We start from the raw sequence: 14,088 nt of genomic DNA on the forward strand, positions 1-14,088 counted from the left end.
GCCATTTGCCATGCATTTACAGCGCCTGCATATTGAGCGTATCCGTAATTTAAAAGGGGTGGAGCTGGCCCAGCTTCAGCCCTTTAATATTTTTTATGGTGCTAATGGCAGTGGCAAGTCATCAATTCTGGAAGCCATTCATATTTTGGCCACTGGCCGTTCATTCCGCACCAATCTGGTTAAGCAATATATTCAGCACAGTGAGCTCGACGGGCTAGTTTACGCTGAATCGACTCACTACCGGTTAGGCCTGCAAAAGTTTGTATCTGGCGAACAAATTATCCGGCTTAATGGTGATACGGTCGCCACACAAAGTGAGCTGGCCAAACTACTTCCAATCCAGCTGATTGACCCGGATACCATTAGCTTGCTGGATACGGGTTCCAAGCCACGCCGTCAGTTACTGGACTGGCTGATGTTCCACGTGGAACATGAGTTTCACGGCTTATGGCTGCGTTATCAACGTGCGTTAAAGCAGCGAAATAATTTGCTGAAGCATCCGCTCAGTGATCAGAAACTCTGGCTGCAAAGTATTCAAAGCTGGGAGCATGGGCTGGCTGAATACGGCGAGCTGATTGATGGCCTGCGTGAAAAAGTCATACTGCAATGGCAGCCCTTATTTGAGCATTACCGCCAGCAGTTACTACCACAAATTGAAATTAGTTTGACCTATACGGCAGGGTTTGACAGTGAGCAGGGACTAGCTGCCAGTCTGGTGCAGCACCGTAGCAGGGACATGGATCGAGCTACCACGCAGCATGGGCCACATCGCGCAGACTTGCGGTTAAAAACGTCCTTAGGCCTTGCTGATGAGGTACTGTCCCGTGGCCAGAAAAAGCTGCTGATGGTGGCATTAAAGCTGTCGCAAATACATCTGCTGCAAGACTTGAACAAGGAAACTGTGGTATTATTAGACGATTTTAGTGCCGAGCTGGATGACACTGCCCAGGGACGATTATTGTCCACCTTGGCCGGCTTAAACAGTCAAGTCTTTATAACTACCCTCAATGGCAGTGCGGTACAGAAAATGCAGGAAATCCTGAGCACACCGGCGGCTGTTTTTGAAGTCAGCAACGGTCAGGTTCAGTCCCAGCCATTTTCTGGCGATGACGTGCCATCTCATTTGAATTAAGCATTTTTAAATATGAATCATCAGGGAGACAACATGAGTTCTGATTCCCAGACCCAGTCAGTGACCGAAACATCACCAGATTCAGTACAAGATTCGCTGCAACAGCAAGACACTCCTAAGGCGTATGATTCTTCCAGCATTAAGGTGCTGCGCGGTCTGGATGCAGTTCGTAAGCGTCCTGGCATGTATATTGGTGATACTGATGACGGCACTGGCTTGCACCACATGGTGTTTGAAGTGGTGGATAATGCCATTGATGAAGCATTGGCCGGTCACTGTGACGAAATCAAGGTCATCATTCATTCCGATGAATCCGTGAGCGTCAGTGACAATGGCCGTGGCATTCCGGTGGATATCCATCCGGAAGAAGGTGTATCCGCTGCTGAAGTCATCATGACCATCCTGCATGCTGGTGGCAAGTTTGATGACAACAGCTACAAGGTTTCCGGTGGTTTGCATGGGGTAGGGGTGTCGGTGGTTAATGCCCTGTCCAGCAAGCTGACCTTGAATATTCGCCGTAATGGCCAGCTATATGAGCAATCATACAGCCATGGCGTGCCGGATTATCCGCTACGTGTCGCTGGTGAAGCCAGCACAACAGGTACGACATTACGCTTCTGGCCCAGTAGTGATACGTTTACCCAGACTATTTTTTCAGTTGATATTCTGGCACGTCGCCTGCGTGAATTGTCATTCCTAAATGCTGGCGTGCGTATTGTCCTCAAAGATGAACGGGCCAATGTTGAGCATGTGTTTGACTATGAAGGCGGCCTGTCTGAATTTGTCAAATACATTAATGAAGGCAAGCATCCACTCAATGAAATATTCCATTTTACCGTGCAGGCAGATAATGGCATTGGGGTGGAAGTGGCCTTGCAGTGGAACGATTCCTATCAGGAAAGTGTGTATTGCTTTACCAATAACATTCCACAAAAAGATGGCGGTACGCATCTGGCTGGCTTTCGTGCAGCGTTAACCCGCTGTCTGAACACTTATATGGAAAGTGAAAACCTGCTGAAGAAGGAAAAGGTAAATGTCACTGGTGATGATGCCCGCGAAGGGTTAACTGCCATTGTTTCAGTAAAAGTGCCTGATCCCAAGTTTTCCAGCCAGACCAAGGAAAAGCTGGTATCCAGTGAAGTAAAACCTGCGGTGGAATCCTCCATGAGCCGTGAGTTTTCAACTTTCCTGCTGGAAAAGCCCAATGTAGCCAAAACCATTGTTGGCAAGATCATTGATGCAGCGCGTGCCCGTGATGCAGCCCGTAAAGCCCGTGAAATGACCCGCCGCAAGAGTGCACTGGATATTGCAGGTTTGCCCGGCAAGCTGGCGGACTGTCAGGAAAAAGACCCGGCATTGTCCGAACTGTATATTGTGGAAGGGGACTCTGCGGGTGGTAGTGCCAAGCAAGGCCGTAACCGCAAGATGCAGGCTATTTTACCGCTAAAAGGTAAAATCCTGAACGTGGAGCGGGCGCGCTTCGACCGCATGATTTCCAGTCAGGAAGTTGGCACACTCATTACTGCGTTGGGCTGTGGCATTGGCCGCGAAGAATACAACCCGGACAAATTGCGTTATCACAAGATCATCCTGATGACTGATGCCGACGTGGATGGTTCTCACATTCGTACCCTGTTGCTAACCTTCTTTTTCCGTCAAATGCCTGAGTTGCTGGAGCGCGGTTATATTTATATTGCCCAGCCCCCTTTGTATAAAATCAAGAAAGGCAAGCAGGAACAGTATCTCAAAGATGGTGAAGCCCTGGAACAATATCTGGTGTCGAGTGCACTGGATGAGCTGAAATTACATGTCAGTCCGGATACGCCTGCCATTAATGGTAGTGCACTGGAAAAGCTGATTGCTGATTACCAGACTACCCAGAAAACCATGGACAGATTAGGTCAGCGTTATCCGGCCAGTCTATTGCAAGGTTTGCTGCAAGTGCCGATGTTCCACGTGGAACAAGCAGTAGACCAGGCTTATGTCACGCATTGGGCTGGTCAACTGGTTGAGAAAATCAATCAGATTCAGCCAAGCCTGTTACCTGAATTTAGTCTGGAAAGTTTTAGCAGTGAAACACCCGAAGGAGTGGCCAGAACCCTTTACTGGCCGCGTCTGACAGTGTATGTGCATAACCTGCCACAGCATTATTTGCTAGAAACTGCGCTATTGCAGTCTACAGAATATGCCCGTCTGATCAATAGCAGCCAAAGCTGGCTGCACTTGCTGGAAGAAGGGGCTTATATGCAGCGTGGCGACAAACAGATTCCCATTGGTAGCTTCCATCACCTGTGGAACCAGATTATGCAGGATTCCCGTCGTGGCCTGATGATCCAGCGTTATAAAGGACTAGGCGAGATGAATGCTGAACAACTGTGGGAAACCACAATGGATCCGGAAAATCGCCGCATGCTGCAAGTGACGATTGATGATGCCATCAATGCCGATCACATGTTTAGCTGCCTGATGGGGGATGACGTGGAACCACGCCGTGCATTTATTGAAGAAAATGCCCTGACAGTAACCAATCTGGACATTTAATGTTTTGAGTTAGTTCCTTATAAAAAAGCTGCACAGGTTGCAGCTTTTTTATAGGTGAAAGCTGGATACGCCATAGTAAAAAACGGAAAATAAACACTGCACCACGATAATAAACCTCAACCAAAACATAACGCCGACGCAAGAATATCCATGCTAACTTCGACAGAAGGAAAGTAACTGGAATGGATGAATATGTCGTCTCAGCATGTTGCACAATGTGCTCAGCTTTTGGCAGAGCAGAAACTAAAAATTGCTTTTGTGGAAAGTGCCACAGCCGGGCGTTTAGCCGCAGAATTTTCTTTGACCAATCATGCGGGAAAGTGCCTGTTGGGCAGTCTGGTTTGTTACGATGCCTGTATCAAGCAGGATTTGCTAAAAGTTCCCAAGGAATTAATTGATCAGTTCACGCCTGAATCCGCCGAAGTAACTGAAGCCATTGCTAAAAACCTGAAGCAGTTTTTTGATGCGGATATTATTGTTGGTGTGACAGGTTTGGCTTCAGCGGGCGGTAGTGAAACCCCACAAAAGCCAGTGGGCACCATGTTTTTTCATATCATTATTCGGGAGCAATCCTATAATCACCGTGAAGTGTTTCAGGGTTCGGCCGAAGAAATTATTTTACAGGCCATAGACCGGATTGCCCAACTGGTGATGCAATACCTAAAACAGCAACATGCAGCTTAAAAGGTAAATACGTTCAACCATTGTTATTGCAAAGAAAAATAAACCATCTGTTCCACGTGGAACAGATGGTTTTTAATTTTTAAAAATAAAATCTACGCTTGATTAAACCCTTGTTGCATCTCTTCTAGCTCAAGCATGAGTTCCAGCGTTTCATTTTCACTGTGTTCCAGCGTGGCCTTTAACTCGGTTTGTTCAGTCATCAATTTTAGTAATACAGTCTTTTGCTCAGGCAAATATAAGGATTCATCGGCCAGCAAATTTTCAATTTCAGTTAACCGAAGATGAACTTTTTGCTGCTGCTTTTCATGCTTTTCAATTTTATCCCGTAACGGCCGAGTGGCCTCACGGCGCCGTGCAGCTTCTTTACGAGATTCTTCCTTGCTTAAACCTGTATTAGCAGCAGATGACACAGAAGGGGCAGGCTGGGTTAACACCTGAACAGGCGCTGCTACAACCGCAGGTTTTTCAGCAGGAATCGATGATGTTTTTTGATCGTTAGTTTTTTGCGTTAGGGCTTTTTGCTGTTTTTCCATTTCAATGCGCGCCTGACGTAACCAGTTGGCATAATCCACCAGATCGCCATCAAAGGCTTCACACTTGCCATCATGCACCAGCATCAGTTCATCACATACACTGGCAATCAGCTGGCGTTCATGCGACACCAGCACTACGGCACCTTCAAAATCCTGCAAGGCCATGGTGAGCGCATGGCGCATGTCCAAGTCCAGATGGTTGGTGGGTTCATCCAGAATTAATACATTGGGTTTTTGCCAGACAATCAGTGCTAGCGCCAAACGGGCACGCTCGCCACCAGAAAAACTTTCACAGGGCGTATCCATGCGCTCACCACTAAAACCAAAGCTGCCTAAAAAAGCACGCAAAGTGGCTTCGGATATTTGCCGGCCAGCCAGACGTGCCAGTTGCAGCATAGGTGAGGCATCACCATCCAGCGCGTCCATCTGGTGCTGAGCAAAATAGCCCAGATTGAGCAATTCACTGGCAGCACGTTCACCTGTTAAAGGCGCCAGTGTACCCGCTAGTGTTTTAATTAAAGTGGATTTACCCGCGCCATTCATGCCCAGCAAACCAATACGGCTATCGGGTGTAATTTGCAGGTTAATCGTTTTCAGAATTAGTTTGCTGGCATAACCCGCATCCACATGATCTAGCCGCAATAGGGGTGAACTCATACGGGTCGGTTCACGGAAGCTAAAGGTAAATGGCGTATCCACATGCGCAGGCGCCAGTTTTTGCATACGCTCCAGTTGTTTGATACGACTTTGCGCCTGTCGCGCCTTGGTAGCTTGTGCCTTAAAGCGGTCAATGTATTTTTGCAGGTGTGCGCGGGTGGCTTCCTGTTTTTCAAAAGCCTGTTGCTGCTGGGACAGCCGTTCAGCGCGGGTTTGTTCAAAGGTGGAATAATTGCCGGTATAAAGCGTTACCTGGGCATTTTCAATATGAATAATATGATCAACAATGCCGTCCAGAAAATCACGGTCATGCGAAATGAGTACCAGTGTACCTTCGTAGGCTTTAAGCCAGTCTTCCAGCCACAATACCGCATCCAGATCCAAATGGTTGGTCGGCTCATCCAGCAATAGCAGGTCGGAGCGGCTCATCAGGGTACGCGCCAGATTTAGGCGCATGCGCCAGCCACCGGAAAAACTCGATACAGGTAACCTGATCTGGTTTTCCAGAAAGCCCAGTCCTGCCATCATTTGTGCTGCTCTGGCAGGCGCGGTATAACCATGAATTTCATCAAAGCGGCCATACAGCTGGGTCAGGGTATCCATATCCAGCTGGTCAGCCTGATGTTCCAGCTGCTGGTGAATATCCCACCACTCCTCATCACCAGACAATACAAAATCAATGGCTGAGGTTTCCTGACTTTCAACTTCCTGCGCCATGTGCGCCACAATCCAGCCTGCAGGCCGGGATAAGCTGCCGACATCACCCTGAATAGAACCCAATAAGGCCGCAAACAGGGTGGATTTACCTGCACCATTCACGCCGGTCAACCCAATTTTCCAGCCATGATGCAATTGCATGGTGGCATTTTCAAACAGCAGGCGGCCACCACGGCGAATAGCAAAATTTTGAAGCTGAATCATGACGCATCCGGAGCAATGTAAAGGAAAGGCAAATTATAGTCTAAATACTACTTAACTTGTGCTAGGCTAAGCCTTAGAATTCGTGTGACATGACTTCATAGTGGGTTCATGGTAGCATCATCATGAAAGCAGGATGAATACTTAGCCCGTTTTATTAACAGACAATCCATTAACAAATAATATAAACCACACGTAAAAAAACAAAAAATGGTGGAGCAAATTGGAGTAAATACTCTATTGTTTCACACAATTGTCCGATAGAATATATCAACTTGGATGATGTCCAATTTCACCCTACAAGCATAGCTGAAATTTTCTGCTAGGAAGTTAAAGATGAAAAAAATTGCTTTGGCCATGACGGCTGCGTCTGTTTTCACCCTGTCCCATACTGCTCAGGCACAAACCGTTTGTGTGTTTGACTTGCTGGGTACCGCCGGTGATACCTACACCCTAATGAAAGATTATGCGCTGGCTGCTAAAGGCTGGGGTGCTGATGTTCAGCTTAAAGCCTATACCGATGAGCGCGTGGCGGCAGAAGACTTTAAAGCCGGCAAATGTGATGCTGTTAGCTTAACGGGCATGCGTGGACGTCAGTTCAATACCTTTACCGGTTCAATTGATGCGATTGGCGCGATTTCAAGCAGCAAGGTTGCGCAAAGCGTCATGCAGTTAATGGCAAGCCCAAAACTGGCCAGCAACATGGTTAATGGTAATTATGAAGTTTCAGGTGTAGTGCCATTGGGTACAGCTTACCTGATGGTGAATGACCGTAGCATCAATACCATTGCAAAAGCAGCCGGTAAAAAAGTTGCAGTACTGGACTATGACAAGGCACAGGCCAAAATGGTTCAGCAAATTGGTGCACAGCCTGTTTCTGCTGATATTACCAACTTTGGTAGCAAGTTTAACAATGGTCAGGTTGATATCATTGGCGCACCAGCCATGGCATTCAAGCCACTGGAACTGCATAAAGGTCTGGGTTCTAAAGGTGCGATTGTACGCTTCCCGATTCTGCAGGTTACTGGCAACGTGATCATTCGTAAGGACAAGTTCCCGGCTGGTTTTGGTCAAAAATCCCGTACCTGGATTGCTAGCCAGCTTCCACGCATGACCTCTCTAATTAACAAAACTGAAGCTGCTATTCCTGCCAAGTACTGGATGGACATTCCAGCCAATGACAAAGTAGGCTATGTGAAGCTGATGCGCGAATCACGCATTGCCTTAACCAAAGAAGGCCTGTACAACAAGAGCATGATGAGCCTGCTAAAACGTGCGCGTTGCCAGGTTGAGCCATCCAGCTTTGAATGTGCACTGAAAGACGAGTAATTCTCGACAATAAGCTGCCTTGATCGCTGATGTTATAAATATTTGCTATCCTGGAAAGTAATAGAAAACCCGGCTTAGGTCGGGTTTTTTATTGACCGTAGTGACAGGAAAAACTGCCAAAAGATTATTGTTAAACGCAACGGAAGCGACTATACCTAGCACTGTTAAAGCTGCTTGGAAAAGCAGTACCATCCCCAACAGGACATGAGGACATAAAAATTATGTTACAACAGTTAAAATTCGGAGTAATGGCGGGTGTTATTGCCATGGCATCCAGTCAGGTTCAGGCCAAACAAACTTTTTGCGTATTTGATCTGGTAGGCACTGCTGGTGATGTCTATGCGTTAATGAAAGATTATGCACTGGCTGCCAAAGGCTGGGGTGCTGATGTTCAGCTTAAAGCCTATACCGATGAGCGCGTGGCGGCAGAAGACTTCAAAGCCGGCAAGTGTGATGGTGCTGCCATTAGTGGCATGCGTGGCCGCCAGTTCAATAGCTTTACCGGTTCAATTGATGCCATTGGCGCACTGCCTGACTTGAAACTGGCTGTAAATGTCATGCAGTTACTGGCCAAGCCCCAATTGGCCGCCGATATGGTGAGTGGACCGTATGAAGTGGCTGGTGTAATCCCCGTTGGTGCAGCCTATTTGTTTGTTAATGACCGCAACTTAAATACTATTGCCAAGGCAGCCGGCAAAAAAATTGCCGTATTGGACTATGACAAGGCACAGGCCAAAATGGTTCAGCAGATTGGTGCACAGCCGGTATCCAGCGATGTCACCAACTTTGGTGGCAAGTTTAACAATGGTCAGGTTGATATTATTGGCGCACCGATTGTTGCCTATAAACCCATGGAATTATACAAGGGTCTGGGAACCAAGGGCGCGATTGTGCGTTTCCCATTATTGCAGGTCACCGGTAACGTGATTATTCGCAAGGATAAGTTCCCGGCGGGCTACGGACAAAAATCCCGTGAGTGGATTGCTGGCCAGTTACCGCGTGCCTTTGGCATGTTGGGCAAAATGGAAAAAGAAGTACCAGCCAAGTACTGGATGGACATTCCAGCCAATGACAAGATTGGCTATGTGAAACTGATGCGTGAATCGCGGATTGCCTTAACCAAAGAAGGCATTTATAACAAGAAAATGATGTCGTTCCTCAAGCGTGCGCGCTGTCAGGCTGAACCATCCAGCTTTGAATGTGCGCTCAAAGACGAGTAAAATCGGTTATCCTGTTGCAAAAATGCTTGAAAAGGCAGCAGCACAACCCAATTTATAGTTTGGGTTGTGCTACAGTAGCAACCTGATATTGCCAGTGTACTGGCCCGGATTTTATGTTTTTGGAGACAGGCATGAACGCTCCTGCTTTGGTATTGACAGATCGTGCAGCGAACAAGGTTCGTCAATTGCGCGAAGGGGAAGGTGGCGACGACTTAATGCTACGCGTTTATGTGACGGGTGGCGGTTGTTCAGGTTTTTCCTATGGCTTTAGCTTTGCAGAAGCAGCCAATGATGATGATGCCAGATTTGAAAATGGTGACGTTGCCATGCTGGTGGATTCATTAAGCTATCCGTATCTGGTGGGTTCGGAAGTGGACTATCTGGAAGGACTGGAAGGGTCGCGGTTTATTGTAAAAAATCCAAATGCCACCACTACCTGTGGCTGTGGTTCCTCATTTTCCATATGAGCTAGTACTGCAATACGCCTATTAATATAATGAAAAAGCGTCCTAAATCAGGGCGCTTTTTTTATGGATTTGCCTTTGTTTATAGGGTTTATCGCCTGTTTTATCATTAAAGGACAACAAGGCGTGTCAATGTCCTCAATAGCGCTGGTTTGCCTGGACTGCAATTTTTTATAGTAGTGACAGTATTGATTGTTGCAGCAGGACAAAGCCCATGATCGCATTTGCCCATCATCAGCTTAAAGCACGTAAGGTTCAGTTTGACTTTTCAGGGGTTCCCAAGCACTGGATTCCCAATGATGCCTTTTCTACCCATTTTTTAAATGTGGCCCATCTGGTATTGCCAGCCGGTGAGTTCTGGTTTTGCCGGGTCTATAATAAGGCGCTGCCTTATATTAAGGATGAGCAACTGAAACAGGATGTGCTGGGCTTTATCCGCCAGGAAGCCGTGCATGGGCGTACCCATCAGCATGCCTTACAGTATTTTAAAGCCCATCAGATTAATGTAGAGGCCTATAACCGCCGCATGCATTATTTGTTTGAGGTTTTACTGGGTGAAGCACCGGCAGGTATAAAGGCACTGCAATTTAAAGCCACTGAAAAATTATGGCTGCTCACCCGTATTGGGGTAGTCGCTGCAATTGAACATTTTACCGGCGTGGCAGGCCAGTGGTCGCTGGACAACACCAGTCTGGATGCCGCTGATCCCGTGATGGCTGACCTGTTTCGCTGGCATCTGGCGGAAGAAGTTGAACATCGTAGTGTAGCGTTTGACCTGTTTGCCCATTTGTTTGAAAATGAGTTTGGCTTTTATCTGAGCCGACAGGCACTCATGGCGATTGTATTGCCAATATTAGTCAAAGTCTGGGCAGATGGCCTGCGCGCAATTTGCCGTGAGGATGCCGATGCCAAACAGTATGCGCGCTATAATGCACTGCAAATGTTATGGGCCATGGAAAAAACGGGTCGTAAAACCGATCATGTGCCGCGCTTTAGCTATTTGCTTAAAGCCAGTTTGCGCTGGTTGCTACCCAGTTTCCATCCAGTGCACGAAGGCAATACCCAGCAGGCACTGGATTATCTCAATCGCTCACCTGCCGCACTGACGGCTGCTTAAATCCGGAATTTAATTTTAAAATTTTAAATAGTAAAGCTTGAGTGAAAACGCCTGTTTATAACATAAGCAGGCTGTAAATCACGGCAGATAGCAATGTCAGGTTGGCACTTTTATGCGCTTTAATCCAGTAGCGTTCATACAATGACATGAGCAAGGTGAGAATAATGGCAATGCCCAACAAATGGTTATCCTGCTGTACATAATGAAAATACAGCCCGACAAAAGCCATGCCCATCACGACCCCAGACAAGCCCATATACAGCATAGAAAATCTTGGCAGCTCGGCACTAATATCAAGTTGTTGTAATAACCATTTCCACATAAATTTAACCAGTGCTTCTCAATTTAGCACCTAAACTGAGCCTGTTAGCGTGCCTAAAATCCGTAATCCACTGGCACCAGTCACGACGGGCAAATTACCCGGCTGCTGTTCAATACGCTGTTTGGCCAGCCAGGCAAATGCGGTGGCTTCAACCCAGGTGGGTGACAAGCCCAGTGCCTCAGTACTTTCAACAATCCAGTCATGCTTGCCCAGTTTCCAGCGTAACTGCTCCATCAGGGTTTTATTGTATGCTCCACCACCACAAACATACAGCTCCCCGCCAGGCAGGCCGCAGCGTGCAATGGCTTTTTTAATTGGCCGAACAGTAAGCTTGAGCAAGGTAGCCTGAATATTTTCAGGATGGTCATCATTGGGGTCATAATCGGCCTGATTACGCCAGTCATCCAGCTGATTATCCAGCCAGTCCATATTAAAGTCTTCACGTCCGGTACTTTTTGGCGGCTTTTTACCAAAGTAATCATGCCGCTGCATAATTTCCATTAGTGCTGGAATCGAGTTGCCATTGGCAGCCCAGGCGCCATCCTGATCATAATTCTGTCCGGTATGCCGCTTGCACCAGCCATCCATCAGCACATTGGCCGGGCCAGTGTCATAGCCATACACATGTGCCGGATTTCCTGCAGGCAGCACACTAATATTGGCAATTCCACCCAGATTTAAAATAATACGATTAATGCTGGCATCGCCAAACAGGGCCTGATGAAAGGCAGGCACCAATGGCGCACCCTGACCACCTGCTGCCAGATCACGGCGGCGAAAATCAGATACCACAGGAATTCCACTGATTTCACCAATTAAGTTTGGATCGCCAATTTGCAGGCTAAAGCCCAAATGCGGCCGGTGACGAATCGTTTGACCATGACTGCCAATGGCTATAATTTTTGATGAATCCAGCTTATTTTCTTCCAGCAATCGAAGCACTGCTTGTCCAACCAGACGGGCATAAGCCACATCGGCCTGACCCATGCGCTCAATTTCATTGTCACCGGGCGAGCTTAAGGCCATCAGTTCATCACGCAATTCTTCAGGGAAAGGAACAGTCAAGGTAGCATGCAATACCAGCGGATCAAATGAGGCAGCCACCAGATCAATACCATCCATGCTGGTGCCCGACATAATCCCTATATATATTGCTGTCATATCAAAGCCTGCAATTCGCCCAAAAAAAAGTTAGTATATCGCGCAATGCCAACTTTATTGTTTTTGATTTGCCATGACAACATTTTTACCTGCTGAGCAACAACTTGAGCTAATTGAGCGCGGCACTGCCGACATCATTTCCCGCGAAGACTTGCTGAAAAAATTAAAAGAAAACCGTCCACTGCGGATTAAAGCCGGTTTTGATCCCACAGCCCCTGACTTGCACTTGGGCCATACCGTGCTGATCAATAAGCTCAAAACCTTTCAGGATCTCGGCCATGAGGTGTATTTTCTGATCGGCGACTATACTGGCATGATTGGCGATCCAACGGGCAAAAGTGCTACGCGTCCGCCGTTAACCCGTGAAGACGTACTGGCCAATGCCAAAACCTATCAGGAACAGGTTTTTAAAATTCTTGATCCGGTCAAAACCAAAGTGGTGTTTAACAGCGAATGGTTTGACAAGATGACTGCTGCTGACATGATTCGTCTGGCCAGTCAGCAAACGGTATCACGCATGATGGAACGTAACGATTTCCACAAGCGGTTTAATGAAGAACAGCCAATTGCCATTCATGAATTCCTGTATCCGCTGGTACAAGGCTATGATTCAGTAGCACTCAAGGCCGATGTCGAGCTAGGCGGTACCGACCAAACCTTTAACCTGCTCATGGGCCGCACCCTGCAAAGCCGTTATGATCAGGAACCACAGGTATGCATTACTGTACCTATTCTGGAAGGTCTGGATGGCGTGCAAAAGATGTCCAAATCCTTGGGCAACTATATTGGCGTGTTTGATACCCCCGGTACCATTTACCAGAAAATCCTATCCATGCCGGATAGCCTGATTGAGCGCTATTTTGAACTGCTCAGCTTTAAACCAATGTCGGAAGTAAAGCAATACCTGCAAGAAATGGCCACAGGGCGCAATCCGCAGGAGATCAAACGCATCATTGCACTGGAACTGGTCGAACGCTTCCATGATGCTGATGCTGCCGCCAATGCACATAAGAGTGCTGGCAATCGCATTGTTGATGGCGAAATCCCGGAAGACATCAATAAAGTTGAACTGTCACTGGAAGGTCAGGAGCAGCTATTTATTACTAGTGTATTGTCACGCGCCGGTCTAACCAAAAATGCGGCACAAGCCAAGGATGCTTTAGGCCGTGGTGCAGTCAAGGTCGATCAGCAAGTGATTGATGCCAGTTTTACCCTGAAGCAGGGGGATGAAGTCATCATTCAGGCGGGTAAAAAAGCCATTGCACGCGTTAAGGTAGTTGCCTAATTACTAGTATTTGCAAGAAGCGGCTACATTAGGCCGCTTTTTTATTAAAAGTCATTTATTCACTGTTTTTCAATTTCCAAAATAATCACAATAAATGAAAGATTAAATAAAGTTCTTTTTGCAATGCGGAATGATAAAAAGCTTGAAACCAAGCTTAAATAGACCAAAAACTAAGCATATATCAGAAAAATGCTTAAAACATAAACGCCTAATCAATTATTTTAAAATAAGGGTTGCAAAGCATTTTAAACCCCCTATAATGCGCACCACGGCGATGATGAAGCGAAACGATAAGTTGTTATTAAACAGCGAGTTAGCTAAAAACCTAGCCAAATCAATCAGTAAAATGATTTAAATAGTTGAAGTAGAGATGATCGAAAAAATATTTAAAAACTGATTGACAAGCGGTTTGAAATGAGTAGAATGGCCGACCTGAACGATGCAACACTGACGAGGTGTTGTGGCCCTTAAGAGATTAAGGGCTGATTCATTAAAAGATTGTAAAGAACAACTTGTGTGGATTTTTACTGGTTTTTGGCGATGATAAATTATCATTGATTTGAACTGGTGAGAATTTCTCGAAGTTTATTTGAGCGAATTTTTAGCAAGTATTCGATTAATGAGCCAGATTTGGTGTCTTAGATTAAAGGCACAATTGATATTAAACTGAAGAGTTTGATCATGGCTCAGATTGAACGCTGGCGGCAGGCTTAACACATGCAAGT

Annotated in this window: 11 protein-coding genes; 8 read left to right on the forward strand and 3 right to left on the reverse strand. The window is 46.7% G+C overall.

What is annotated here, in order from left to right; translation table 11 throughout:
• The first annotated feature begins 10 nt into the window (after nucleotides 1-10).
• From recF to Q337_RS0114035, 3 genes are all read left to right on the forward strand, one after another.
• Nucleotides 11-1,132, forward strand: a complete 1,122-nt coding sequence (gene recF, locus Q337_RS17895; RefSeq protein ID WP_051526904.1) for a DNA replication/repair protein RecF — start codon at nucleotides 11-13, stop codon at nucleotides 1,130-1,132.
• Between the two features lie 33 nt (nucleotides 1,133-1,165).
• Nucleotides 1,166-3,673: a DNA topoisomerase (ATP-hydrolyzing) subunit B gene (gyrB, locus tag Q337_RS0114030; RefSeq protein ID WP_026472122.1), complete on the forward strand. Its 2,508-nt coding sequence runs from the start codon at nucleotides 1,166-1,168 to the stop codon at nucleotides 3,671-3,673.
• A 192-nt stretch (nucleotides 3,674-3,865) separates the two neighbouring features.
• The gene (locus Q337_RS0114035) at nucleotides 3,866-4,357 is read left to right on the forward strand and encodes a CinA family protein (protein ID WP_034280508.1); all 492 of its coding nucleotides are present in this window, start codon (nucleotides 3,866-3,868) and stop codon (nucleotides 4,355-4,357) included.
• Nucleotides 4,358-4,449: 92 nt separating this feature from the next.
• Here Q337_RS0114035 and Q337_RS0114040 read toward each other — a convergent pair whose 3' ends face one another.
• On the reverse strand, nucleotides 4,450-6,468 hold the full coding sequence (locus Q337_RS0114040) for an ATP-binding cassette domain-containing protein (protein ID WP_026472124.1): 2,019 nt from the start codon (nucleotides 6,466-6,468) through the stop codon (nucleotides 4,450-4,452).
• Between the two features lie 333 nt (nucleotides 6,469-6,801).
• Here Q337_RS0114040 and Q337_RS0114045 point away from each other — a divergent pair, with 333 nt between their 5' ends.
• From Q337_RS0114045 to Q337_RS0114060, 4 genes are all read left to right on the forward strand, one after another.
• Entirely contained in the window at nucleotides 6,802-7,794 is a 993-nt protein-coding gene (locus Q337_RS0114045; RefSeq protein ID WP_026472125.1) for a putative solute-binding protein, read from the forward strand.
• A gap of 221 nt (nucleotides 7,795-8,015) precedes the next feature.
• On the forward strand, nucleotides 8,016-9,014 hold the full coding sequence (locus Q337_RS0114050; RefSeq protein ID WP_034280510.1) for a putative solute-binding protein: 999 nt from the start codon (nucleotides 8,016-8,018) through the stop codon (nucleotides 9,012-9,014).
• Between the two features lie 131 nt (nucleotides 9,015-9,145).
• Nucleotides 9,146-9,481: an iron-sulfur cluster insertion protein ErpA gene (gene erpA, locus Q337_RS0114055; RefSeq protein WP_026472127.1), complete on the forward strand. Its 336-nt coding sequence runs from the start codon at nucleotides 9,146-9,148 to the stop codon at nucleotides 9,479-9,481.
• Nucleotides 9,482-9,692: 211 nt separating this feature from the next.
• Nucleotides 9,693-10,595 carry a metal-dependent hydrolase gene (locus Q337_RS0114060; protein WP_026472128.1) on the forward strand — a complete coding sequence of 301 codons (903 nt, stop codon included), beginning with the start codon at nucleotides 9,693-9,695 and terminating at the stop codon, nucleotides 10,593-10,595.
• Between the two features lie 55 nt (nucleotides 10,596-10,650).
• Here the strand turns inward: Q337_RS0114060 and Q337_RS0114065 are convergent, their stop codons facing one another.
• Together Q337_RS0114065 and Q337_RS0114070 are read right to left on the reverse strand one after the other, a co-directional pair.
• Entirely contained in the window at nucleotides 10,651-10,917 is a 267-nt protein-coding gene (locus Q337_RS0114065) for a hypothetical protein (protein WP_026472129.1), read from the reverse strand.
• Between the two features lie 30 nt (nucleotides 10,918-10,947).
• Nucleotides 10,948-12,078: an anhydro-N-acetylmuramic acid kinase gene (locus Q337_RS0114070; RefSeq protein ID WP_026472130.1), complete on the reverse strand. Its 1,131-nt coding sequence runs from the start codon at nucleotides 12,076-12,078 to the stop codon at nucleotides 10,948-10,950.
• Between the two features lie 73 nt (nucleotides 12,079-12,151).
• Here Q337_RS0114070 and tyrS point away from each other — a divergent pair, with 73 nt between their 5' ends.
• Nucleotides 12,152-13,363 (forward strand): tyrosine--tRNA ligase, encoded by a 1,212-nt coding sequence (gene tyrS, locus Q337_RS0114075; RefSeq protein WP_026472131.1) that lies wholly within the window; start codon nucleotides 12,152-12,154, stop codon nucleotides 13,361-13,363.
• The last annotated feature ends 725 nt before the right edge of the window (nucleotides 13,364-14,088 follow it).

This window comes from Alkanindiges illinoisensis DSM 15370 (assembly GCF_000619845.1).
Classification (GTDB): Bacteria; Pseudomonadota; Gammaproteobacteria; order Pseudomonadales; family Moraxellaceae; genus Alkanindiges; species Alkanindiges illinoisensis.